Origin of the sequence: Nocardia rhizosphaerihabitans (assembly GCF_014646295.1) — a bacterium.
In the GTDB taxonomy this organism is placed as follows: Bacteria; Actinomycetota; Actinomycetes; order Mycobacteriales; family Mycobacteriaceae; genus Nocardia; species Nocardia rhizosphaerihabitans.
This window is the reverse complement of sequence record NZ_BMNE01000004.1, coordinates 558,125-582,186: the sequence shown is the minus strand read 5'-3', so window position 1 is coordinate 582,186 and position 24,062 is coordinate 558,125. Positions and strand designations below refer to the sequence as shown.

General features: G+C 72.0%; 7 protein-coding genes. 1 reads left to right on the top strand and 6 read right to left on the bottom strand.

Annotated elements, in window-relative coordinates; genetic code table 11:
• Positions 1–10 precede the first annotated feature (10 nt).
• The 6 genes from IEY60_RS20095 to IEY60_RS20070 form a co-directional block, all read right to left on the bottom strand.
• Complete coding sequence (locus IEY60_RS20095; protein ID WP_189030513.1) at positions 11–21,007, bottom strand: WXG100-like domain-containing protein; 20,997 nt, start codon at positions 21,005–21,007, stop codon at positions 11–13.
• A 15-nt stretch (positions 21,008–21,022) separates the two neighbouring features.
• Positions 21,023–21,505: a YbaB/EbfC family nucleoid-associated protein gene (locus IEY60_RS20090; RefSeq protein ID WP_189030511.1), complete on the bottom strand. Its 483-nt coding sequence runs from the start codon at positions 21,503–21,505 to the stop codon at positions 21,023–21,025.
• Between the two features lie 15 nt (positions 21,506–21,520).
• Entirely contained in the window at positions 21,521–21,841 is a 321-nt protein-coding gene (locus IEY60_RS20085) for a hypothetical protein (protein WP_189030509.1), read from the bottom strand.
• A 141-nt stretch (positions 21,842–21,982) separates the two neighbouring features.
• On the bottom strand, positions 21,983–22,522 hold the full coding sequence (locus IEY60_RS20080; protein ID WP_189030507.1) for a hypothetical protein: 540 nt from the start codon (positions 22,520–22,522) through the stop codon (positions 21,983–21,985).
• Complete coding sequence (locus IEY60_RS20075) at positions 22,519–23,217, bottom strand: hypothetical protein (protein ID WP_229739978.1); 699 nt, start codon at positions 23,215–23,217, stop codon at positions 22,519–22,521. The genes IEY60_RS20080 and IEY60_RS20075 overlap by 4 nt, the downstream gene beginning before the upstream one ends.
• Positions 23,218–23,247: 30 nt before the next feature.
• Positions 23,248–23,604 (bottom strand): hypothetical protein, encoded by a 357-nt coding sequence (locus IEY60_RS20070; protein ID WP_189030505.1) that lies wholly within the window; start codon positions 23,602–23,604, stop codon positions 23,248–23,250.
• 127 nt (positions 23,605–23,731) lie between these two features.
• Between IEY60_RS20070 and IEY60_RS20065 the strand changes: the two genes are divergently transcribed.
• A complete protein-coding gene (locus IEY60_RS20065; RefSeq protein ID WP_189030503.1) occupies positions 23,732–24,046 on the top strand; it encodes a hypothetical protein in 315 nt (104 codons plus the stop codon).
• Positions 24,047–24,062 lie beyond the last annotated feature (16 nt).

Here is a 24,062-nt window from a genome sequence, read left to right as displayed (position 1 = left end):
CCCGATGTGGTCAGTTGGCGAAGATCGCGGCGCGCTGGGCCGGGTCGGCCAGCACTGCCCGGACGTGCGCGCCCAGGTCCATGTCCCGTGGCAGCGACCGGTAGAACAGCTCGCACAGCAACGTGCCGTTCGCGGTGACCGCGAACCGCGTGTGCCGGGGATCGATCGGACCGTGTTCCACGCTGACCGGACCGTCGAGGTCGATCATACGATCGCCGACCCGCAGCGCGAGTCCGGAGCGATCGCGGTAGAAGACCACCGGGACACCAGCGACGTCACCGTAGACACCGCCAAGTCCGGCCGCCCCCGGCGGCGCCGCCCGCAGCGCACCGCTGACCGGATCGAACTCGGCCCGGACACCGTACCCGGCGAACGGCCGCACGCTGATGTCTCTGTTCGCACCGTGCTGCGGCGGGGTGTACCCGTTGCCGTTGCCCACCGCACGCCGTGACTGTTCCTGCCCACCCTGCCCCGCCGGTGCCATGGGCGCCATGGGCGCCATCGGCGAATAGGGCATGGACGCACCGCTGTCGGCGGACGAGCCGTTCGCCACCATCGGCACACCCGGCGGCATCACCGGCTCGGCGACCGGCGGCTGCGAGGGCAACGTCCGCGGCGCCGGTGGCTCCGCCCCCTGCCCGGCACCGGACCCCCACGGCGGCGGAGGTGGCAACTCCCGCCGCGGCGCCGACTGCTCGGCGGGCCCGTCCGCCGACGATCCGGGCGGTATCGCTCCGGGCGATGCCGCCGGGCCGGACGACCATGGCGTCGTCTCCGAGGGATTCGCCGCGGGCCAGGAGGGAGTTACCCCCGCCTGGTTCGGCGCAGACCACGGAGCCCGCGAGTCCGAGGAGTTCGGCCCTGGCCACGAAGGCGCCGGCCACGGCTGTGCCGACGGATCTGCCTGCACCGACGAAGTCGGCGGTTGCCCTGGCCACTGCCGCGCGGTAGGGGGCTCGGTCTGCCACGGCGGTTCCGTCGGGTTCTGCACCGGCCACGGCTGCGAAGGTGTCGTGCCCGACGGCCACGAAGGCGACGTCGGCGGGACCGGACCTGTCGGCAGCTGCCCAGGCGGTAGCGGCCACGGCTGTGCGGTCGGCGGCTCGGTCGGAGCCGGCATCGGCCACGGCTCGGACGGAGTCGGGATCGACGGCCATGGAGCACCCGGCGACGTCGGCGGAACCGGCAGTGTCGGCGGCAGATTCGGCGGCTCCGGCAGCGTGGGCGGCACGGGGTAGGGCGGCGACGGCACGCTCGGCGGCACCGGCAGATTCGGCGGCGCTGGAAACGTCGGCAACTCCGGCGTCGTCGGCGCCTCCGGCAACGTCGGCGGAACCTGTGGCCACGGCACGCTCGGCGGCTCCGGCAATGTCGGCGGCCACGGCAGATTCGGCGGCTCCGGCAGGCTCGGCGGCGTCGGCGGATCGGGCGGTGTCGGCGGGCTCGGCGGCATCGGCGGGCTCGGCGGCCTCGGCGGGCTCGGCGGCGTCGGTGGGCTCGGCGGCGTCGGCGGCATCGGCGGGCTCGGCGGCGTCGGTGGCGTCGGTGGGCTCGGCGGCATCGGCGGGTTCGGATCGTCGGGGGTCAGGTCCAGGTCCGGCCAGGGGGTCGGGGTGTAGTCGAACAGCGCGGGGAATTCCGGATCGTATTCCCTTGGGGGGTGCGGGATGTGGGAGCGGAAGGTCGGCGTCGACGGTCGGCGGGTGCCGGCGTCTCCATCATCGGAACCTGTTTCCGGAGGCGGGGTGGTGCTGTCGTCGTCGGACGAGGAGGGCCGGTCGGGGTCGCCCTCGCCGGTACCGGTTTCCGGCGGCACAGTTTCGTCATCGCCATCCGGCGACTTCGAGCGATCGGAGCCACCCTTATCGGTACCGGCTTCCGGCGGCGCCGTATCGCCGTCCCGGTCGGGCGTCGGGTGGCCAGGGTCTGCGTCGCCGGTCGGCGGCACGGTGCGGGTCGGCGTGTCGGTGCCGGAATCGTCTGTATCTAGGTCGTTTTCGACGCCGGGCTTGGGGTCGCGGCCGGGCGTCGGGGTGGTGCGGTCGGCACCGCGCGACGGAGGGACCGGCTGGGTGGGTGTCTGCTGGGCGTCGGGCTCTTCGGCTGGTGGTGTGGTGTTTTCGCGATTGTTGCCGTCGAACGCGTCCAGCGCTTCCTCGCGCGCCTGCTCCAGATCCCGCACCGCACGCACATAGTCGGTGTGCGCGTCGATATCACCCTCGATCTGATCCAGATCATCGGTGACGCGTTCGTGCTCGGCCGCCGACTTCTCGTCGGCTCGGGTGAATGCCTCGTCCACGGCCGCAGACTCCCGTTCCAGCGCGCCATCGATCCGTGCCGACGGGTCGGACCCGTCGGCCGGAACGGTCGAGTTCGCGGTGCGGCCTGGGCCGGTCGGTCGCAGGGTGGACTGACCGGGTGTGGTGGGCGGTGTGACCGGGGGTTGTTGCTGCTCGGTGGGCTGCGCTTCGTCGAACGCGTCCAGCGCTTCCTCGCGCGCCTGCTCCAGATCCCGCACCGCACGCACATAGTCGGTGTGCGCGTCGATATCGCCCTCGATCTGATCGAGGTCATCGGCGACCCGCTCGTGCTCGGCCGCCGACCTCTCGTCGGCCCTGGCGAACGCCTCGTCCACCGCCGCCGACTCCCGCTCCAGCGCAGCATCGATTCGCGCCGCCGGATCCTGCTCCCCCGGCTTCCGGCCGGTCGCCGCGCCGCTGTCAGCGCTGTTCCCAGGCCCATCCTTCTCGCCAGGCCCGCCCGACTCACCGGGGGCACGACCGGGACCCGAATCCGGTTGCGGCGGGGTGGGATCGGGCCGGCCAGGTAGTGGGCTGGGGTCGTCGGTGGGGAGTTGTTCGGCGCGGACGGCCGCGTCGAACTCGGCGAGCAGGCGTTCCACTGCGTCGATCTGCTCGGCGCGCAGGCGGATCTCGCCGCGCAGGGCCGCGAGCTCGGCGACCAGCTGGGCGGGGCTGAGTCCCTCGTGGCGTTCGATCCGGCCGTCCCGGTAGGCCTCGTACACCTTGGCGAAGGTGGCGTCGTCGGCGTCGGTGATGTCGACACCGACGATCCTGGCCCAGTCCCGGCTGGCGGACGGGCGGCGCGACGGATCGCTCGGGATCGGCCCGCTGTCGGGTCGCGCCGCGGCTTCGGCCACCGCCCGCGCGAAATCGGTACCCTCCCGGCCGCGCATGGCCGCGGCGACCACATCACGCAGGCTGTAGACGGCCTGCGGATCGTGCATCGGCATCCGGCCGTCGACGACACGCGGATCGGCGGACACATCGCCGCGCGGTACCTCCGAGTACACGTCGACCCGGTGCAGCGCGTTCGCGTATTCGGTGAGCGCTTCGCGCAGCAGGTCCTGCTGTCCGTCACGCTGCAGCATCCGGAACAGCTTGCGTAGCCTCTTGGCCGACAGTCCACTCTTGCTCACCGCGTAGACGCGCTTGCCGTCCGGCCCGTCGACATAGCCCGGTGGCAGCAGCGCCATGATCCGCGGGTCCAGCTCCACGCGCGCGATGAAGCGTTTCGGCACCATCCTGCGCGCGGTGTCCTCGGACACGAGCCGCAGGGCCAGCTGATCGCGGGCGGCGTCGACGGCGGCGGAATCGATCTCACGCAACTGCTTGACGTAGGCGACGAGATCGACGAGCTGCTGCATGCGCAGTGCCTTGGGCGTCGAGGGGTCGGTGAGCGCGTCGACCAGCGTGGCCGGGGTCAGCTCGGCCTGGCTGAGGCCGAGTCGGGTGGCGAGGTGACTGCGGGCGTCGCCGATGTCGTGGAACGTCTGGATGTCGTTGGCGGAGCGGGTGAAATCGCTCAGTGCCTCGATCTGGGTGGCGCGCACCGCATTGTCGAGCCGCAGGTCCGGGATCAGCTCGGCGAGCGCATCGGGAGTCCGGCCGAGCGGGTCGAGGCCGAGGTCGCGCACCGTTTGCACGAGGTCGGTGAGCACCGCGGCGGGCGACCGCGGCGGGGCGTCCGGATCGGTGGGTGCGGTCGGCGCGACCTCGTCGGCGTTGACCACCGGCCGCCAGGGCCCGTCACCGTCGCGCAGCAGGGTGACGGCCAGCTCCCGGCCGTCGACGACCTCGCGCCGGAAACGCACCTCGGGCGTATCGACCGGCTGGATGCGCACCTGCCCCGACCAGTCGGTCTGTGCCACACCGTAGTTGAGCACCAGCTCACCGCGTTCGAGCCGAGCGGCCAGCTCGGGATCGGCCGCGAGCAGCCCGGCGAGCACGTGGTCGCGCGAGGACAGCCCGTCGACGATGACCAGCCGCTCAGGCCCGTTCGCGAACGGCACCCGCACCGCCTGATCACCGAGCCTGGTGCCGACCGGCGCGCTCTCGTCGGCGTCCGGATAGAACAGCCGCTCGGCGGTCGCCACGAATTCGGCGACCCGCGCCATCCTGGCCATGCTCTCGGCGCGCAGCCGTTCCAGCAGCGCGTCGGCGGCTTCCCGGGTGGACACCTCGTCGATGCCGACATCGCGGCTGGCGGCCCAGGTGGCCAGCTCGTCGCGGAGCTGGTCGCGGCGCAGCGCGTGCTGGAAGAATTTGCGCAGGCCGTCGTCGCGGCCGAGTTCGTCGGCGTCGCCCCATTCCGGCAGTGGTTCGGCGCCGTTGCCGATCGGGACGGTGTTGAGCAGACCCGGATCGTGGCCGAAGGCACGCAGGAATTCGTCGCGGAGCCGGCCGAGCGGGTTCTGGTCGATGAAGCTGACGGCGCCGCCGATCGGGACCGGACGCCCCGCCGGATCGGGGTCGGCGTAGCGGCTCGGCTTGCGTTGCGGCGCTTGGTCGTAGTCGTCGTCGAACTCGTCGTCGTAACGATCGTCGTCGTCGGGCCTGCCGGGTTCCTCGATGGACGCGGGCTCCGGGCGCCCCGGCAGGCCGGCCGACTCGGGGCGTTCCCCGGTCAGGTCGCTCCTGCTGTACGGCATCGTCTGCTCTTCGATGAAGCGCTGCGCCGCGGCGGCGAGCCCTTCGATCGCGCCGACCATGCGCATGGCGCGGTACTGCTGCTCGTCGATGACCCGCTGCACGGTGGCCAGGGACTCGTCGGTGAGCTCGATGCCGAGCAGCCGCTGGGCGGCTTCGGTGAGGGTCTCGCTCTCCGGCCTCGGTCCGATCGATTCGGGCAGCTGCGGCGTCGCGGGCGGTTCGTCGGCGAGCCGGTCCGCTTCGTCGGGCGAGATCAGCTCGTGCTCGAGCAGGGCGTCGATGATCCTGGACCGTTGTCCCGCATCGGCATCGGCGAAGGCGAGCAGCAGGCCTTCCCGCGCCTCCTCGGGCGTGACGCGGTGGACCTCGAGGTCACCGGTGAGCTGGGTCCGGACATCGTCGGGGTCCACATCGGAGTACCAGGGCTGGTATTCCTGCCCGTCCGGCAGGCGCATCGGCAGGTGTTCGCCCGCCGAATCGCGCATCCGGGCCGACAGCCTGCCGAGCAGCGGGATCTTCTCGCGGTTGGCGATCCAGATCGGCAGCTGCTGGCCGATGCGCAGGAAGGTGGGGTCGGGCCCGCCGGCGTCCGGCGGCGCCTGGATGACGGGATGATCCGGCGTCGGCGGCGTCGGATTGGCAGGCGGGGCCGGCGGCATCCCGCTGGACTCCACGAGATCGGCGATACCGCTGATGCCGTCGGCGATGGCGGCCTGGCCCTTGCTGTCACCGACGGGCGAACCGGACGGGTACTTGATCTGCTCGACGTGCTGCGGCCACGACTCGCGGACGAATTGCCATTCCCGGCGCAACCGCGAGGTCGGCGCGGCATCGGCCAGCGGCGCGTTCTCGTCGACGACCTCCCAGCGGTCGTCGCCGTCGGGCCGCACGTTCAGCGCGACCTCGTCGCCGTCGACCTCGATGCGCACCTGCGGCGGATGGCCGACGGTGGTCGGCTCGACGGGCACCCCGCCCCGGTCCTGGTCGCCGGACTCTTCCGGCGTGGCCTGCGACGGATCGGCGGGCTGCTTCTTCGCCCCGTCGCCCGCGTCGGGATCGTCGCCGAGGCGATCGAACGGCACGTCGGCGTCGTCGCGGCGCACGACGGGCGTCTGCGCCCGGCCGTCGTCGTCGGTCAGGTCGCGGTCGCGCGCGCCGGGGCCGGACTCGTTCGCAGCACGCGACGGGTCGCCGGAGAGATCCATGAGCAGGTCGTAGAGGACGCGAACGGGTTTGCTGACGCTGTCGCGGCCCAGCATCGCCACCTGGGCGAACGCTTCGGCGACCGCTTCGCCGGGCTCGAGCATTCCGTCGTCGATGCTGTAACCGCTGAGCTGATCCAGCCAGTCGCCGTAGGTCTCGCTGGGGTCGGACTTGCTCTCGGTGAGCAGGTGTCCTTCGGCGTTGGTATAGGCATCGAACCCACCGGTGGCGGCCAGCACGTGACCGAATTCGTGCAGTGCCAGGTAGTACACCGCCCTGGTCCGCGCCACCGGATAGAAGTGTCCGTTGTCGGCGGCTTCGCGCACCCGCTGGTGAATCCCCTCGGCGCTGGTCGCGTGGTCGTGGTTGAGGACGATGGTGTTGTGGTATCCGCCGTCCGCCCGCAGCCGGCTCTGGGTCTGCGCCAACGTGGACCACGGCAGCGCGCCGATCGTGACACCATCCAGGTCGGCATGGGGGTGGCGGTTCGCCATATCGACAACGCCCCTGGCGAATTCCTGCACGACCTGCCAGTTGAGGCCGGGCAGATCGAACCCGGTCGTCGTCAGGTCGGGCTGGTCGAGGATCCGGGCGAGCTCGTCGCGCAACCGCGCGCCGACCTGGTCCGGGCTCAGCCCGGACCATTCGTCGGGGCCGGGGACGCCGAGCAGCCGCTCGTTCTGCATGTCGAAGGAGTTGATGTCCTCGTCCGGCGGACGCAGCTGGAACCCGTCGCCCATCCGGTCGAAACCCGGTTCGCCGGAATCGGGTTCGATCGCCGCCCGGTGGACGACGGGCGGAAAGTCCGCGCCCGACCCGAAGGGCAGCCGATCGATGAAACGCCCGAAGCGACCGCGCGGGCGGCTGTGGTCGTTCAGGTCGGCCGCCGGGTCGTCGAGCATCCGCACGATCCGGTCGACCAATTGCGTGGGGTCGCTGTCGGTCATGCCCTGGAAGCGGGCGGCCAGCACGTCCGACATCGAGGCGTCACCGCGCGGCGCGGGCACCCGCCACCGGCCGTGTCCGTCGGGCTCGAGGTAGGCGTCGACGCGGAACTGGTCGAGGGTGAACGATTCCCGGCGGAAGTGCGCCGGGTAGCGCCCGGCGGGGGGCAGCAGCGGGATGCTGCGGGTCGCCACCCGGTGGGCCACGTCGGCCGGATGCGGCGGTGCGGGCGGCGGACCGTCGTGGGCCAGCACATCCCGGATGGCCTGATGGCTCAGGCCGCCCGAGAAACGCACGACGCCGTCGCGGTATTCGGGGAGCTCGCCTCGGCGCCGGCGCTCGGTGTCCGCCACGGAGTCGAAGTAGCCGGGGCCGAGTTGCTCGACCCAGTCACCGAATCCGAGATCCGTCAGCCCCTCGGCGCGATAGCGCAGATAGTGGTCGAGCAGCAGCGCGGCGGATTCGTCCGAGTTGGGGCGGCGCAGCGGGCCGAGTGCCTGGTCCTCGGAGATGTAGCGCAGCACCGGATCGCCGCCCGGTCCCGGCTCCGGCACCGCGAACTGGAGGCCGTGGGCGTTGCTGTCCCACACCACCGTCGCGTAGTCGGGGTTGGTCGCCGCCAGCTCGTGCAGGGCGGCCAGATGCCCGCCGGGCTCGGCGACGACGTGCAGACTCCGCCAGCTGAACAGCGACTGCTGGCGGAAGTCGGCGATCTGCGGGGTGAGCCGCACACTGTCGGGATCCGAGCCGATCGCACTGGTCAGCGCGCGTTCGGCGGCATCGCTCGGCAGCGTCCGGTCGCCGCGGGCTGGGATGTCGGGCCGGTCGACGGCCTGCGGCCTGCCCCAGGCCGGATTCGCGCCGTCCTCGGCGGCCCTGGCGACGTCGAGCACGATTTCGGCGGTCTCGGGTCCCACCCGGTTCAGGTAGCGCCGCAACGCGTCCCGGCCCGCCTCGGCGGCGACCCGCTCGGGCGGCGGCGCGTCGGCATTGCGTTGCTGCGCGCGCTCGGCCTTGGCGTATGCCTTGTCGTAGGCGTTGGTGTAGGCCTGCTCGGCGGGACCGACCGGGATGTAGTCGCCCCGGTCCCGCATCGCCCGCAGCGTTTCGATCTCCATCGCCAGGTAGGGTGCGCGCGCGTCCTTGCGCGCGGCGGGCGCCGGGCCGTCGGCGCGGCCGGTGTCGGCGCCGGGGGGCGGCGGGGTGATGCCGTGGGCGCGATCCCAGTCGGCGCCGAAGTGATCCGGATAGGTGCGGGCATCGAGGCGCGGACCGCCGCCGCCGGCCAGCACGCCACGCACGGCACGCACACCTGCCCGGTGCGCGGCGGCGTGGAACAGCTCGTCGGTGGTGACAGACCCGAGTTTCGCGTAAGCCTTTGTCGCGGTGCGCAGTCCGTTCTCGTAGGCCTCGGCGTAGGCGCGGCGCACCGGCGTCTCGTCCACGGACTCGGCGTGCCTGCGGTACACCGTGTCGAACTGGAACGACAGTGCGAGGGCGTCGGCGACGCGGTCGCTCATCCGGTCGATGTATTCGTCCCGGCCGAGCGTGAAACGCTCGGGCAGTCCGTCGGCGGCGGCGAGCAGGTCGGCCATCCGAGCCGCGAAGACCAGCTGGACGGCCTGCTGCAGGTTGTCCGCGTCGCGGTCGAGCACCAGGGTGTTGGTGGCCGGGTCGTAGGCGGGTGCGGTCCCCGGGTCGGTCGCCGACCCCTGCCGGAACCGGAACTCGGGTTCGATGCTGTAGCGCACCGAAACCCCGCGCTCGGCCAGTTGCTGGGCCGCCCACCGGCCCGGCCGCTCCCAGGACACTCCGCGGGACGGCTCGAGCATTCCGAGCGGTTCCAGATACAGCCGGTCGACCCGGTCGACCAGCGCCGCGTGCGCCACCCCGGCCTGGGCCAGCGCTTCCCTGGTCTGGGCGGGATCCGCCAGCCACGAGGCGGGTACGAGTTCGTTCGCGGCGTGGTTCGACTCGGCGTCCCCGACTACATACAGCACCCCGGTTTCGTCGCCGTGCACCCGGACCCGGTTCGCGTCGGTGGGCACGTCGGCGCGTCCGGCGAGGTCGGCGCGGACCAGGTCGGTGATCTCGTCGACGAGGCGCGCGCGGTCGACCGAGGCCCTGGTGTGCTGGGCGGTCAGGTCGGTGAGCAGCATCGCGTTGTCCATGCCGTGCCAGATGCCGACGTCGCTCGCGCGCACCAACAGCATGTCGGCGATCCCACGACGGGTGCTGGGAAGTTCGTCGACGGGCAGGTTGAATCCGCGCACGAGCCGGTCACAGACTCGATCCCAGTCGGCCTCGACGCGCATCACCGTGCGCGTGGCGGCGGCCTGCTCGCGCATCAGGCGTTCGAGTTCGCGCGCGGTGTCGCGGTCCGACGGCACGTATTCCGCGAGCCCGGGCCGCCGCTCCGTGGTGCGGTGCGCGTCCCATTCCGCAGCGGCCTCGTCGCGGCGGCCGAAACCGTCCGGGGTGTCGAACAATTCGTGCTCGAGCAGCCGCGCGACGCCGGCTTCCCGGCCGAGATCGCGCAACTGCTCGGGGGTCGGCGCCGGTTCCCGTCCCGCGGCGGCCGCGACCGCGTCGTCATAGGCCGCGAGATAGGCCGCGTCCAGGGTCCGGCGGACGGCGGTGTCCACCGGATCGCGGCCGGTTCCGCTGAGCGGATCATGGCCTGCCGCATCGACTTCCCGGTGGAACTCGGCCTGCCTGCCGAACGCCTCCGCCTCGGCCCGCACCCGCGCGGCGATGTGCTCGGCGCGGTCGAGCGCCCGGATCTGCGACGGTGTCGTCTCCAGCCTGCCGCCGAGCACCGCGTCGGCGAGTGCGCCCGCCCGCACGACCGCGTCGGCCTGCGTGATCCGGTCGGGAGCGTCGGCGCCGACGAAAACCTCCATCGCGCGGCCGTCGAACGTGGTCGGTGCCGGATCGTCGAGCGCGCCGAAACGCACTCGCGCGTCGACGGAATCGAGCACCGCCAGCGCCTCGGCACCAGCCTCGGTGCGGCCGAGCAGATCGCGGACCTCGGCGGTCGTGGGATCCGGCGGGGTGAGCAGCCACCCGTACGGTTGGCCGTCCCTCGGCAGCGGCACCTCGTCCCCGTGGTCGCCGAGCCGGTGGATCACCTCGTCGTCGGCACCCATGGTGTCGAGCTCGGCGATCGGCAGCGGCACGTCGGCAAGGACGTTCACGCCGTCGCGTTCGAGCAGCAGCTCGGTGACGGTGACCTCACCGCGCGCCGACGCGTGCACCAGGTGGTACTCCACCCGCAGGGTCCCGTCCGCCTGAGCCGCGCGCAGCTCGCGCACCGCGTCGATCAGCGCGCGCCCGGCCGGGCTGTCGGGGTCGACGCCGCGCGCGGCCAGCTGCGCCGGGGTCTCGTTCAGGATGACCGCGAGATTGCGGTCCATGGCCAGGGTCCGGCGCAGGTATTCCGGCGAACCCTGTTCCGCCCTGGCGATCTTCGAACCGCCCAGCGTCGAGCCGACGCCCTTGGCCTCGACGACGACCAGCGTCGGCGGCTCGTCGCCGATTCCGGGCACCAGCGAGGCGATGTCGACGGTGCCCGCGCCGTCGAAGGCGCCGTCGTACGGTGAGAGCAGCACCGCGTCCGGGCGCAGCTGCCGATCCAGCGCGAACGCCAGACCGGCCAGCTCACCGAGCTGTTTCGAGGCCTCCACCAGCTCCGGCCCGAGGTCGTTGTACTTGGTGGCCAGCTCTTCCAGATCGGCGAGTTTGCCGAGCTTGTCGATCAGGTCGGCTTCGCTGAGCGAGGCGTCCGCCTCGACCTTGGCCGTCTGTCGCTGGATCTCGCCACCGAGTCGTTCGGTCGACAGATCGGCGATCCGCTCGATGTCGAATTCGGCCATCAGCAGCTTGATCTGCGCGCCGATCGGGTCGCGTTCCGCCTGCAGCCGCAGCCGCAGCGTCGAGACGTCGCGCAGTTCCTGCGCGAGGCGCGGATCGGTGACGTCGTAGCTGTGCGAGTCGCCCTTCATCGCCAGGTAGTCGTATTCGGCCGCGGCGAGATGGTCGTCGATGAACCAGTGCGTGCGGGCGTCGTGGTAGCCGAAGTTCTTGTCGCGGTAGGTGTTCGGCTCGTCGTCGACGTGGTGCAGCCTGCCGTCGGGGTCACGGTAGGAGTCGTCGCGGTCGCCGGGCCGGTGCAGGCGCCCGTCCTCACCGCGGTACATGCCGTCGGGCACGGGGCCTTGATCGGCGGTCCGCGCGGGGGTGGGATCCGCGCCGTCGTCCGGGTCACCGTCGCCCATGCGGTCGAACTCGCCCGGTGCGTACGGATCCGGCCTGGCCTGTCCCGGCGCGGCGGGGGGCCGCGACGGCGGGTCGCCGGCGGGCACGCCGCCCGCGGCCTCCGGGCCGTTCTCCTCGGGCCCGTCTTCCTCGCGACGGCCCGGCTCGATCTCCGGCGTCGGGCGGCCCGGGACGCTCGGCAACGGTGGCTCGTACGGCACCCCCGCGCGCGGTCCGGTGAGCGGGGCACGGTTGTCGTCCCAGTGGTCGCCGGGCAGCCGGTTGACCTGGTTCTGGATTTCCTCCCAGGTGAGGATGGCGAACCGGCGCTGGTTGGCGGTCGGGTCGTCGCCATCCGAACGCGCCAGCCAGTCCTGGAATTCGTCCCAGCCGCGGGTGAAGTCGTTGGCGTCGTAACTGGCGCGCGCCCGCTGCACCCACTCCCAGGCGTCGCGGATCAGCGCCAGATCGCCGGATTGCAGCTCGCCCAGCTCCGCGAGATCGCGGCCGGCCAGGCGGTTCCACGCCTCGGCGACCTCGGGCAGCCGATCCAGCCTGCGCCAGCGCCGTTCCCCGGAATCCGGGTCGTTCATCAGCAGCGAATCGCTCATGAGCAGGCGCTTGATCTGGTGGACCTGCTCCGGCGTGAGCTCGAGAATCCGGGTGGAGAACTGGTGGGCGATCGAGTCGGCGATGACGTCCGGGTGCACCCCGGCGTCGATCCAGTCGAGCACCTGCCGCACCTGGTCGCGACGCTGGTCCGCGTCGGTGTCGTGGCGGGTGAACCGGACGTCCGGATCACCGACCAGCGCGGTGATGTTGTCGATCAGCACGCGCCGCCGGTGCGCGGGGTCGTCCCCGGGCAGGCGGGTTTCGGCTTCGTCCAGCAGGGTCCGGATCCGGTCGACCATGTCGCGCGCCTGCGCGCGCTGCGCGTCGGCGTGCTGGCTGCGCAGGGTTTCCGCGATGGCGGTGACGTCGCTGTCGTCGCGCAGGAACGCGTCGTATTGCTGGTCGGCCCAGCGCTGCACCTGCGACCAGGCGGCCCGCCGCTGTTCCCGCGCGGCCGCGGTCCGGATGGCCTCGGTCGGATCGGTGCGGCCGAACGTGGTTTCGCGCTGCGGCGGGGTGATGAAGGGCTGTTGTTCCGACCGGAATCGGCGGAACAGGCGTTTGCGCCTGAAGCCCGGCTTGATCCGGGTCGGGTCGTTCGGATCCTGGAACCACGACCAGCCGGCGAACTTCATCGTTTCCAGAATCATCCGCATCAGGTTCGACGCGGCGTCGGGAACGTCGTTGGAGTGGCTTTCCAGGCCGGGGTTCGCCGGCGACAACCCACCGGGCAGCTTCGGGATGAACGCGTCGTTGACACCGGGGCCGGACGAGCCCGCGACCGCGTCGACGATGGCCGCCTGGGTCGGCGTCACGCCGACGCTGCTCGTCCCCTCCGGCAACATGCGGCCTTCGAACACGTCCGGCGTCGCGTCGGAGCCGCGGCCCTGCGTCTGCCGGGTGCGCTCGGGATCGACGTCGTGCCAGGTGCCGTCCGCGGATCGCCATCGGGCGACCTCGATCCGGACGTTCCCGCCCCTGACGTCGGAGATCGTGTAGTCGATCGTCCGGCGCTGCAACTGCGGTGTGTCGTCCGGCATCGGATCGACGCGCGCGTTGCCCTCGCGGTCGGCGGTGATCCTGCGGTACTCGATCGTCGCGTGGTCGCGCACGAACGCCCGCACCACGTCGTCGACGGTGCTCAGCGCCCGCCGCAGCGTCAGTTCGTGATCGGTGAGGCCGTCCTGGCGCGGCTGGTAGCCCAGCTGATCGCGCGGTCCGTAGACGACAAGGCGCGGCGGGTCGCCGTCGACGAGACCGATGTCCCTGGTCAGCATCCGGCCGCCCGCGCCCTCGATATCGGCCCTGGCCGCGCCCGCGACCAGCGCCATCTCGTCCTGCAGCCTGCCGATCCGGTTGTGCGCCTCGTTCACATCGCGCGCCGCCTCGGCGAGCGCGTCGATCTCGCCGGTGCGGTCGCCCGAATCGGCTTCGCGCAGAGCGTCGATCGTGCCGGCGAGATTCTCCGGCGACAGCAGGGATTCGTCGAGCACACCGTCGGCGTCGACCAAGCCGAGGCGCTCGGCGAGATCGTCGCGCATGGCGCGGCGCGGCTTGATCCGCAGCAATTCGTCGGCCCGCTGACGCGCCAGGCGGTCCAGTTCGGCCCGGTCTTCCGCGCTGGTCGGCCTGCCGTCGATGGCGCCGCTGGCCTCGAGTTCGGCGATCCGGCGGTCGAGCGCGGCGAGCTGTTCGCGCATCTCGATGACCCGGCGGGCCGCCTCGTCCAGTTTGGCCGCGGTCTCGCGGCGGTGCGCCGCGTCCGCTTCCGAACGCCGCTGGTTGACCCGGGTGCCAGGTTCCTCGCCGATCGGCGCGACCCGGGTGGACTGCGAATCGGCCTCGGCGGCCAGGCGGCGCATCGTGTTCGCGAGATTGTCGCGGGACCCGACGGCGAGCTCCACGTCGGTGATCCCCGTCAACCGGGTCACCCGATCGTCGCGCTTGGCGCGCCAGAACTCCATCTCGCGCGCCAGCCGGTTGCGCTCCTCCATCAACCGGTCGTATTCGGCCTTGGCCCAGTCGTCGGCCGCGGCCAGCTCGGGCGTCGGCCCGCGATTGCCCGAATCCGGCTGCCCAGCCGGATTTTCGGGATCCATCATGTAGGCCCGACGGGGATCCGTCGGCGTCGTATCGGACCGGTCCATCATGTACGCGAGGCGCGGATCCGGCGCGGGCTGCCCGTCCGGCCGATCCATCATGTACGCGAGGCGCGGATCCGGCCGGGCTCCGTTCCGCGGCGGCGCCGGCTCGTTTGTCCGCGAGCCGGACGACGAATCCGTCTGCGAGGACGGGGGATCCATCCGGTACGCGAGGCGCGGGTCCGGCGGGGGTGCGTCCGGCCTGCCACCGGCGGAGGTCCACAGCAGGTCGGCGTCGGCCCGGAGCTGGCGGGCGTTCCAGTCGGCCTGCCAGGCGCGGCCGCGCACGGACTCGGGCGACTCGCCCTCCCTGGTCCGCGGATCGGAGTCGCGCATCGAATCGGCCAGGTCGTGCAGGAATTCGGCCCGGTTGGCCGCGACGTCCGCGCGCAGGTCGGCCAGCTGGGCGCGCAGGCGAGCGGCGGCTTGCGCGGGAGTCTCCTCGTCGCCGCGGGCGGTGCGGTCGTCGGGCGGCGGGGTCCGTCCCGCATCGCTGTCGTCGTCCGGGCTGCCCATCCGGTCGAAGCCGTCGCGTGGCGGCCAGGCCTGCGGCTGGTCGGGCGCCGCGTTCCGGTGCGGGGTAGCGGGGTCGACGGATGCCGAGGGCAGCTGACGCAGCACCTCGGCGTGGAAGTCGGCGAAGTCGCCGCCGTTGGAGCGCACGATATCCAGCGCCCGGCGGATCGCGACCGAACGCACGTCGCCGAAGCTCTCCCCCGACTGGTGCTCGCCGAGGCCGACACCCTCGAGTACCTGGTTGGTCATCGCGGGCGCGTCCCAGAGGAAGACATCACCCGCCCGGTCGCGGTAGTCGCGCAGCCAGGACGACACCTGCTGGGCGGCAGCGAGATCACGGGTGTAGATCACGATCGCGTCGGACCGTTGCGCCTCCGGCCCGGTGACCTTCATCGTCTTGACGCCGGGGAAGTCGTCCGGCCGGAGCAGGATGTCCCGCACCAGATTTCGCATCATTTCCGGCGCGGCATCGATCCGCGGGTTCACATACACCCGGTACCCGACCGGGAAATCGGCGCCCGGCCGGTTGAAGTGCAGGAAGTGGAAGTCCGTCCCCAGGTCGCCGACGGTTTCCGGCAGCACCATCCCGGGGCCGTGGATCCCCTGCCGCATCACGAACCGGAGGTCGGGGTTGCCCACCAGGATGTCGGCGAGGGCACGCACGTAGCCATCGGGATCGGACACGCTGTTGGGCTCGTGCGCCAGCGAATACAGGTCGTAGATGTCCCTGCTGGTCCGGATCGCGTCACCGGCGGCCCAGACGCGGTCGAGGAAGCTGTCGAGGCTCTCCCGCGACAGCGGCGGCGGCTCCATACCGGCGTCCCGGTACGCCGCTTCCCGCAGCCCGAGCAGATCGTCGAAGGACAGATCCGGATGCGCCCGCCGCAGATCGTCCAGGGTGCGCGGCGGCGCCGCGTCGGCGGGCCGGGGCCCGTCCTCGTCGACGGCGGGGCCGAACGGCGCGTCCCGTTCGAGATCGGGATCGCGGCCCGCCTCGTAGGCCTCCTCCGGGCTGTAGAACCGGACCGGTTCCGCGGTGTCGCGCGCCGGTTGCGAATCCGTCCGCGACACCTCGGGTTCCAAGCGGAAGCCAAGACGTGGATCGACCCGCTCCCGATCGGCAGTCGCCGCAGGGGCGTCCGGAGTCCGGCCCGCCCGTGGATCGGCAGTCGCCGAATCGTCCGGGCTCGCCATCCAGCCCAGCCGCGGATCCGGCACCGCCGCAGGACTTTCCGGCCTGCCACCCGCTGCCTGCCACAGCTGATCGGCAGCGGACCGCTGCTGACGGGCGTCCCAGTCGGCCTGCCAGGCGCGACCACGAACCGCGTCGACCGAATCGCCGTCGCGGGTGAGCGGTCCGCCGTCGGCCACCGAATCGGCCAGTCCGTGCAGGAAATTCGCCCGGTTCGCGGCAGCGTCGGCCTGCGCGTCGGCCTGTTCGGCGCGGCGGCGGGCGGCCCGTTCGGGCGTCTCGTCGCGGCCGCGATCCGACGGCGTGCTCCGGCGGGGGTCGCCGTCGGCGGCGGGGCCGACCGGCTCGTCCGCGCCCATCCGGTCGAAGCCGCTGCGGTCCGGCCAGGCCCGTGGCGCGTCGGGATCGTGGCGCAGATGCGGGCTGTCCGGGTCGACGCCTGCGCCGGGCAGGACGCGCTGCACCTCGGCCAGGAAGTCCGCGAAGGTACCGCGGTTCGCCATGACCGTATCCAGCGCCTGCTGGATCGCGACCGCCCGGACATGGCCGAAACTCTGCCCCTTCGGGTGCGCGCCGATACCCACACCGTCGAGCACCTGCTGCGTCATCGGTGGCGCGTCGAACAGGAAGACGTCACCGTTGCGGTCGCGGTAGTCGCGCAGCCACTGGGTCACCTGCTCGACATCAGCCATGTCACGCACGTAGACCACGATCGCGTCGGACCGCTCCGCGGTCGGCGAGGTGATCTTCGCGGTGCGCACACCGGGAAACGCGTCGGGCCGATCGATGATGTCGCGCACCAGGTCCCGCATCAGCGCGGGCGCGGCATCGATGCGGGGATTCACGTACACCCGGTAGTCCACGGGAATCCGGCCGAGCTCGCCGGTCCGCTGGAAATGCACGAAATGCCACGGCATCAGCGAGAGCACGTCGGTCTCGCCCGGCTGCATCGGCAGGTTCATCCCGGCCTGGAGCATCGCCCGGCGGACATCGGATCCGTTGTCGACGATATCGGCGATCGCGCGGGTGTAGGCCTGCGCGTCGGTGACCGTATTGGGTTCCGGCGCATTCGAATACAGGTCGTAGACGTCCATCGGGTCGCGGATGGAGTCCCGGTTCGCCCAGACCTGATCGAGCAGGTTGTCCAGGCTCTCGCGCGACAGCGGCGGCGGCTCCATCCCGGCGTCCCGATAGGAAGCGTCGCGCAGGTCGCGCAGCTCGTCGAACGACAGGTCGGGGTGCGCCCGCCGCAGATCGTCGAGGGTGCGCGGCGAGCCCGCGTTCGCCGGTCGCAGCGCGTCCCCGTCGACGGCGGGACCGAACGGCGCGTCCCGCTCGAGATCGGGATTGCGGCCGGCCTCGTAGGCCTCGTCCGGACTGTAGAACCGGACCGGCGGATCGGCGATGTCGCCGCTGTCGTTGCGCGACAACGGCTCCCACGGGCTGTGGTCGCGCACGCTGTCCTCGAGCGCGTCGCGGACGGTCTCGGGCGAGTTCCGGGAGAGCAGCTGGTCCATCGCGTCGGCGATGACCGCACGGCGGGTGGCAGGGTCGGCCGCCGCGAGCCGGTCGCCCAGTTCGCCGTCGAGCCGGGTCACCAGCGCGTCCAGCTGGTCACGCAGATTCCGCAGGTCACCGCCGGGATCGAGCGCGCCGGGTTCGCTCAGGGTGCGGCGGATGTGGTCGACGACGTCGTCGGCCCGGCCGGCCACGTCGAGATCAGGCCGCGGCGGGACGCCGTCGCCCTGGTCGGGTGTCCGGCCCAGCTCGTAGGCCTCGTCCGGGTCGAGCAGCCGGACACCGTCGCGGCTGCCCGCGCCCGCCTCGCCACGGTCGGCGGCGAAGGCGAGGCGGGGATCGGCCGCGGGCGAGCGCGGATCGCTCTGCGGCGCCTGCCGGTCCGGGGCGGCCGGGGCCTGCCGTGGGTCAAGGCCGCGCGGCTGCACGGGATTGCCGTGGGAGTCCATCAGGACCGCCGACACCGTGTGCAGGTCACGGGGCGTCGGCAGGGGGTACGGATGCCGTGCGCCGGTGCGCGGGTCGAGGATCTCGACGCGATGCTGCCCGGTCGCCGGGTCGAGCCCGACCACCATGGCATACGGGGCGCCACCGACGATCAGCCCCTGGCCGGGGCTGACGAACTGGTCGACCACGAACGCGCGCGGGCCGGCGCCGCGGGCGATGTCGCGCGGGTCGGCGTCCGCGGCCATCCGCATCAGCTCGTCGACGATGCCCTGGTGCCGGGGCAGGTTGCCGCCGGGATCGGGGAAGTCGTGCAGCGGACCGCCGAGCGCGGCTTCCAGTTCCGCGCGTGACCTGCCCTGCTCGCCCATTCGCTGGTCGTCGGTCAGGTCGCCGAAATCGGCACGCGGACCGGCCGAATCGGCCGCACCGTCGTCGGCCGCGAGACCCGCGACGGCGTTGCCCGGCTCGAAGCTGCGCCATTCGCCGCCGACCAGTTCCGCCGGCTGGTCGGGCAGATTCCGGGTGCCGACCTCCTTCGTCGGCGCGTGCACGGGCGCCCCGATCAGATCGGCCAGCTCCTGGGCCCAGCTGCCGTCGGCGCCCGCGTGGCACGACATCAGCCGGACCGGAGTCCCCCGCACATAGTTCGGGTTGTCCAGGATCGTCTGGGCGATGACCGCCGGATCGACCCGGCCCTGGTGGCCCGGGCTCGGGTGGCCGGACCGGGTGCCGTGCACGATCACGTCGTGCATGCCCTCGTTGCGCAGGTTGTTGCGGACGTTGTCGGTACTGGCGTCGTTACCGATCGAGGTGGCGGTCGGCGTGTAGACCACGCGCTGGCCGTTCGGCAGCAGGTGATCGTAATCCGCGGTGCGGTCGGTGGTTCCGGCATCGGGATCGGCCCTGCGATCGGGCCGGTCGCTGCTCCGGTCGGCCGGGTCGGCCCCGGTCGGGCCCGGATCGTTGAGCGGGACGCCCGCGCGCCTGCGCGGCGTGCGAGCAGGCGCGTCCGTGCCGGGGGTGATCGGCAGGATCGGCGCCACCCCGGCCTCGGGGGTGCCGGGTTCGGCGGTGCGGGTCTCCCCGGTCTCGGCGACCTGCCGCTGCTGCGGTACCTCGCTGTCGGCATGGTCGGCGCGCACCGTCGGCTGACTGTCCGCGCCGGTCGAGCCACCGTCGGCCAGGCCTGCGCGGCTGTCGGCGGCCTTCGGGGCGGTGGTCTCCCGGTCGGGCGCGCCGGCGCGGGTGGGGTCGGCGGTGGCGTCGCCGTCGGCGTCCGCGCTGGAATCGGCCGTCCGGTCGACGGTGGTATCGGTCGTAGCGTCGGTGACACCGTCGCCGGATTCGGTCCGCAGCGCCGAGTCGGCCTCCGGCCCCGTCCCGGTGCGCAGGTCCCCGGCCACACCGCGCGCCGGCGCGGAAGATGCGGGGGCGCCGCGGGTTTCACCCGCCGCCGGGGCTTGCGCGGCGGGGGCGGGACTACTCGCCGCCGCGGACGCGGCCTGCGTGACGACGGGAGCCGCGGTGGCGGAATCCGCGCGCGTCGCGGTCGAGTCGGCCGCACCGGTGACCGGGGCGGTGGAGTCGGCTGTGCCGCGGACCCCGAGATCGCCACCCTGCAGCGCATCGGCGCCCAACGGAACGCCCGCGCGCTGCGCCTCGGGAGTGTTCACCGAATCACGGTGGCTCACACCATTTTCCGCCGTCGGCTCCGCTCCGGCCCGGCCGTCCGCGTCGACCCGGTCCTGATCGGCGGCGGCCTCGCCGGTCGGCGAATCCTCGCCGGTGCGGCGCGTGTCGGCGGCATCGCCTGCCCGTCCGCCCTCGTCGTCCGCGGTGACCTTCCGCTCGCCGGTGCCCTCGGATTCACCGCGGCCACCGGATTCACCGTCACCGCTGCTCGCGGCGGCGGGACGCATCGTCGACCCGTCGCCGCCACCCGCGCCGGAGCCGGAGGCACCGCTGGTGCGCACCGGTCCGTCGTCGCGGCTGTCGGTGGTGTTCGCGCCGTCCCTGGTGCCGTCGCCCGCGCGGTTCTCGCCGACGCCGGTGTCGTCGTCGGATCTGGTCCGGGTGTCACCGTCGCCCGCGCCGTCGTCGGTGCGGGTCGCGCCGTCGTCCCTGGTCGCGCCGCCGTCACCCTCGCCCGCGCCGTCGGACCTGTCGATCCCGACGATGGCGTCGATCTGATCGCTGAAGCTCGGCGCGCTCATCGTGTCGACACCGGGTGTGGCCGCGGCCCTGCCCGCCTTCCACGTGTGCGCGCCGGTACCGCTGAGGCTGGACAGCAGGCCGTTGGAGGCGCCCGCGGTGAACATCAGCGGGTCGTGGTTCATGAACGCCTTGGTCGCGTTGTCCCACGCCTTGTCGAAACTGCCGGTGTCGTGCCAGTCGATACCCAGCTGGGTGGCGATGGCGGCGACGTTGCCCGCCTCGGCGCCCATCAAGCCGGCGGCGGGGCCGGTGATCGCGGCCTTGAGCCACTTGTTCAGCCGGTCGCCGATGATCTTGTCGCCCAGCAGACCGGCGAACGGGCCCGCCGCCGCACCACCCGCGGCCGAACTCACCATGGTGACCAGCAACTGCCGGTGGTTGATCTCGTCCCGGTGGCCCTGGCTGACCTGCCAGGCCTGGGTGCCGAGTTCCTGCATCGTGCCGAGGATGAAGTCGATGGCCACGTGCCTGGCCAGGAACTTCAGCATGGCCTTGATGAAGGCCTGCCTGGCGACGCGCACCAGCGCGCGCACCAGGGTCTGCCCGAGGATCCGGACGGCGATTCGGGTGATCCCGATGGCGGTGGCCTGCAGCAGGGGCGACGCGGGCGTCGGCGGCACCCAGCACAGCGCGATCTCGGCCGCGAGCAGCGCCAGCGACGAGACGAACATGATCTTCGTGTACTCGATCTCGGTACCGGCGTCGAAGACCGATTTGGCGACCTCGTCGAAGGTTTCGGCCAGCTTCTCCAGCGACTGGTCCTTGTCGCCACCGTCGCCGGTGCGCATGGAGTCGAAGCCCTTGATCATCTCCTCGACACCCTGGCCGACCGGATAGGCGGCCAGCGAGGCCGCTTTGGCCGCGTCGATGTCGTCGAGGATCGCGCGAAGCTCGTCAGCCGCCTGCTTCCAGTCGCCGGACAGGCCCCAGAGCTGATCTTCTTCGCCCTCGGGCCACTCCATGCCCGCGGGGTACTTCAACCAGGCGAGCGCTGCAGGAAGTTCTGCCATGCGAAGTTACTCGAGTCACCAGCTCGAGTCGGTGGCGGAACCCGGCCGGTTCGGCGCCGCCTCGTACTGCGGCTCGGCGGGCGAATCCTCCAGTCGCTCCGGCGCGTTCGGCGGCGCCAGCGACGCCTCCACCGGCTGCGGAACCAGCAGATCCGGCATGTCGTCGACCAGGTCGGTGATCTTGGGCAGCCGGGTGTGGCCGTCCTGGATCGGCGAGATCATCGCCGCGGTCTGCCGCGCGACCTCGGCACAGGCCTGCTGCGCCGCCTCGGTCACCGCCCTGGCGATCTCCGGGTAGGTGAGATCGTCGATGTCGGAACTGAATTTGGTCTCGATCACCTTGAAGTCGGCGTTCACCGACACGGTGACGCGCTTGCGCACCGTCGCGCTGGCGACGATTCTGGCGCGGTCCTGCTGCACCTGCGCGATCGCGCGCATCTGCGCCTGCACGCCCTCGAGAATGTCGGCGAGCTGCGCCTTCGCGTGTTCGTTCGTCATGCTGGAACGGGCCCCTTAGCGCATACCGTCATAGTTGCCCTTTTCCATCTGCTCCAGCAGACGGGCACTCTCGAGCTGTCCGGTGGAGAACGAGTTCATGTTCTCCGCCATCGTCCGTGCGCTGTCGGTGCTGTTCGTCTTGGACGCGCCGTAACCGTTGTTGGCGTCGCCGTTGTAGAAGTTGTTGCCGAAAGTGTCACTGCCCCAGCAGGCACCGCGCGCGGTCGCCGCGGTTTCCAGCCGGTCGATGACCCCGTTGATCTGGTCGCGCACCGAACCCGTCTTGGCGGCGGCCCGCCGGAAGAGCAGCGGCTCGTACTGGAACTTCTCCGCCATCGCGTTCCCCATCCTCCAGCGTCGGTGCACCCGACCACACCACAACTCGTTTGCCTGCGCAACAGAATGACAGTGGTCGGCGAATACTTCGTTACGACAACATGAATGGTGAGTACCCACCGCACCGCGGGCGACACCCGCTCACCACCGCGCGAGGCGCTCCGCGTAGTGCGCGCGGACGGCCGCGAGCCGGTCGCGGTCGAAACTGCCTGGTTCGGCGGCGAACAGCGCCCGCCCTTCGGTCGTGACGAAGGCCGCCGCCGGTACCGACGGCGCGTCGACCGGGATGAACTTCAGCACTTCCGTCACGGCGGCGAGGGCGGTCGCCAGCGCGTGTCGTGCCGTCGCGGTTCGTTCCGGGTCGTCGGGTCCGGCCTGGTCGGCGCAGATCCGCGAATAGCGCAGCCACTCACCGGGATCGAGCAGTTGCGAGGGCTCGTCGGCGCCGAAGCGGACCTGCTCGGCCGGCGGCGGCAGGATCCGCTCGGGCAGCCGGAACACGTATTCGCGCCGCGTCCCGCACGCCGCGCACTCCCCCACATACCGGCTCGCAGGTCCGTCGGCCGTGATCACCGAACTGCGGAACTCGCACCGTGCCACCCCGCACGTCGCGCACGGCCGCAGCCGGAGGAACAGGCGCGCTTCGGCATTCGTGCGCGCCAGCGGTAGGGCCGTCGTCATGACTCGTCCTCTCCGTCGGGCCGCCCGGCGAGCTCGGGGTAGAACGCCCGCTCGGCCGGGCGCAGCCGCGCGATCTGCAACTGACCGGCGCCGCGGCAGATCGGGCAGACCCGCTGCTCGCGACACTCCGGGCACGGCTGCCGGACACCGGCGTCGTCGAGGACCCAGCCGCGGCCGCCGCAGGCCGGGCACCAGCCGAGCCCGTCGCACTCGTAGCAGAGCACGTGCCCCGGCTCGACGGTCGCCCGCGTGCGCACGGGTTCGGGCAGTTCCGCGGCCTGCGGTGCCCGCAGAGCCAGCGCCGGCGTGACACCCGCGTACACGACGTCGCCGGTCTCGGGCCAGACCCGCACATCGATGCGGAACCCGTCGCGGTTGCCGGTCACCACGATCCGCGCGGCGACGGTGCCCGCGCGTCGCTCCTCCGCGATGTCGAAACCGCCTGCGGCGAAGGCCTCGACGGTGCGGCGCACCGCCTCGTCCGCGGGTATCTCGGCGGGCAGGGCGGTCTGGGCGCGCAGGCTGAACCGGTAGCGCAGCGGATCGGTCCATTCGGCGACCTCGGGCGCGGCGGGCAGCGCGGAATCGGGGATCACCGCCGCCGGTGTGACCAGCGCGGCGATGCCGCGCACCTGCGTGAGCAGCGACTCGCCGAGTCTGCGCAATTCCGCCTCGGCCCCGGACATCTCAGCCATTCGTCCTCCGCCCACGCACCCTAGCCCACCTCACGCGATGGTCGACTCCGCACCGATCGCCGCGCCGTCGGCGTCGGCCTCGGCGTAGTCGATGGAGCAGTCCAGCCCGGCGGCCCTGGCGGCCGCGACGAGCACCGCCAGCCGCTCCGCCGCCCTGGCCGGTTCCGCCTCGACGATGCCTTCCAGCAGATAGAAGGAGTCACCGGCGCCAGGCGTGCCCGCCTCGTGGCAGTACAGCTCGATGGTGTCGTCCCGGTAGGTGGTCTCGTAGCCGGTCCGCCGCAGGGTCATCGCCAGTTCCGGTTGCGCGAGCCAGTCCCGAACCAGCCCGAGCATCGTCTCGTGGCTGGCCGTCTCGATGTCGCCGTGGAAGCTCGTGCGGGCCATGCAGCGAGCATGCCATGTCGTCGGCGTCCACCGCAGCCACCCACCGTTCAGATCTCGTTAGCGTTGGCATGGTTCAGAATTCATGTAATGATCGAATCCGATTCACCCAGACGAGCCGAGGTGCGACATGACTCAACCGGTCGAGGTCTACATCAGCAAGCTGCGCGGCACCGGTGGCGATCTCGACGGCCTGGCTGGCCGCATCGACCAGATCCTCAGCACCGTGTCGGCCGCCTCCTCGGCGCACTGGGGCCGCTGGGGAGCCGACGAATTCGGGGAGAAATTCGCGGGCGGCGAGCAGGGCTACTCGGCGTCGGACACCAACCTGCAGGCCGTCGTTGCCGCGAAAGTGTCACTGCTGCAGTCCTATTCCTCCGCACTCGGCCAGGCCGCCGACCGGTTCCAGACGGCCGAACGCGCCAACGAGGACAGCCTGCGCTGACCTGACCGCACCGAAC

Coding starts and splice junctions, on each gene's coding strand:
- IEY60_RS20070 (WP_189030505.1), bottom strand. CDS start 23,604: ATGGCCCGCACGAGCTTCCACGGCGACATCGAGACGGCCAGCCACGAG.
- IEY60_RS20065 (WP_189030503.1), top strand. CDS start 23,732: ATGACTCAACCGGTCGAGGTCTACATCAGCAAGCTGCGCGGCACCGGT.
- IEY60_RS20095 (WP_189030513.1), bottom strand. CDS start 21,007: ATGGCAGAACTTCCTGCAGCGCTCGCCTGGTTGAAGTACCCCGCGGGC.
- IEY60_RS20080 (WP_189030507.1), bottom strand. CDS start 22,522: ATGACGACGGCCCTACCGCTGGCGCGCACGAATGCCGAAGCGCGCCTG.
- IEY60_RS20090 (WP_189030511.1), bottom strand. CDS start 21,505: ATGACGAACGAACACGCGAAGGCGCAGCTCGCCGACATTCTCGAGGGC.
- IEY60_RS20075 (WP_229739978.1), bottom strand. CDS start 23,217: ATGGCTGAGATGTCCGGGGCCGAGGCGGAATTGCGCAGACTCGGCGAG.
- IEY60_RS20085 (WP_189030509.1), bottom strand. CDS start 21,841: ATGGCGGAGAAGTTCCAGTACGAGCCGCTGCTCTTCCGGCGGGCCGCC.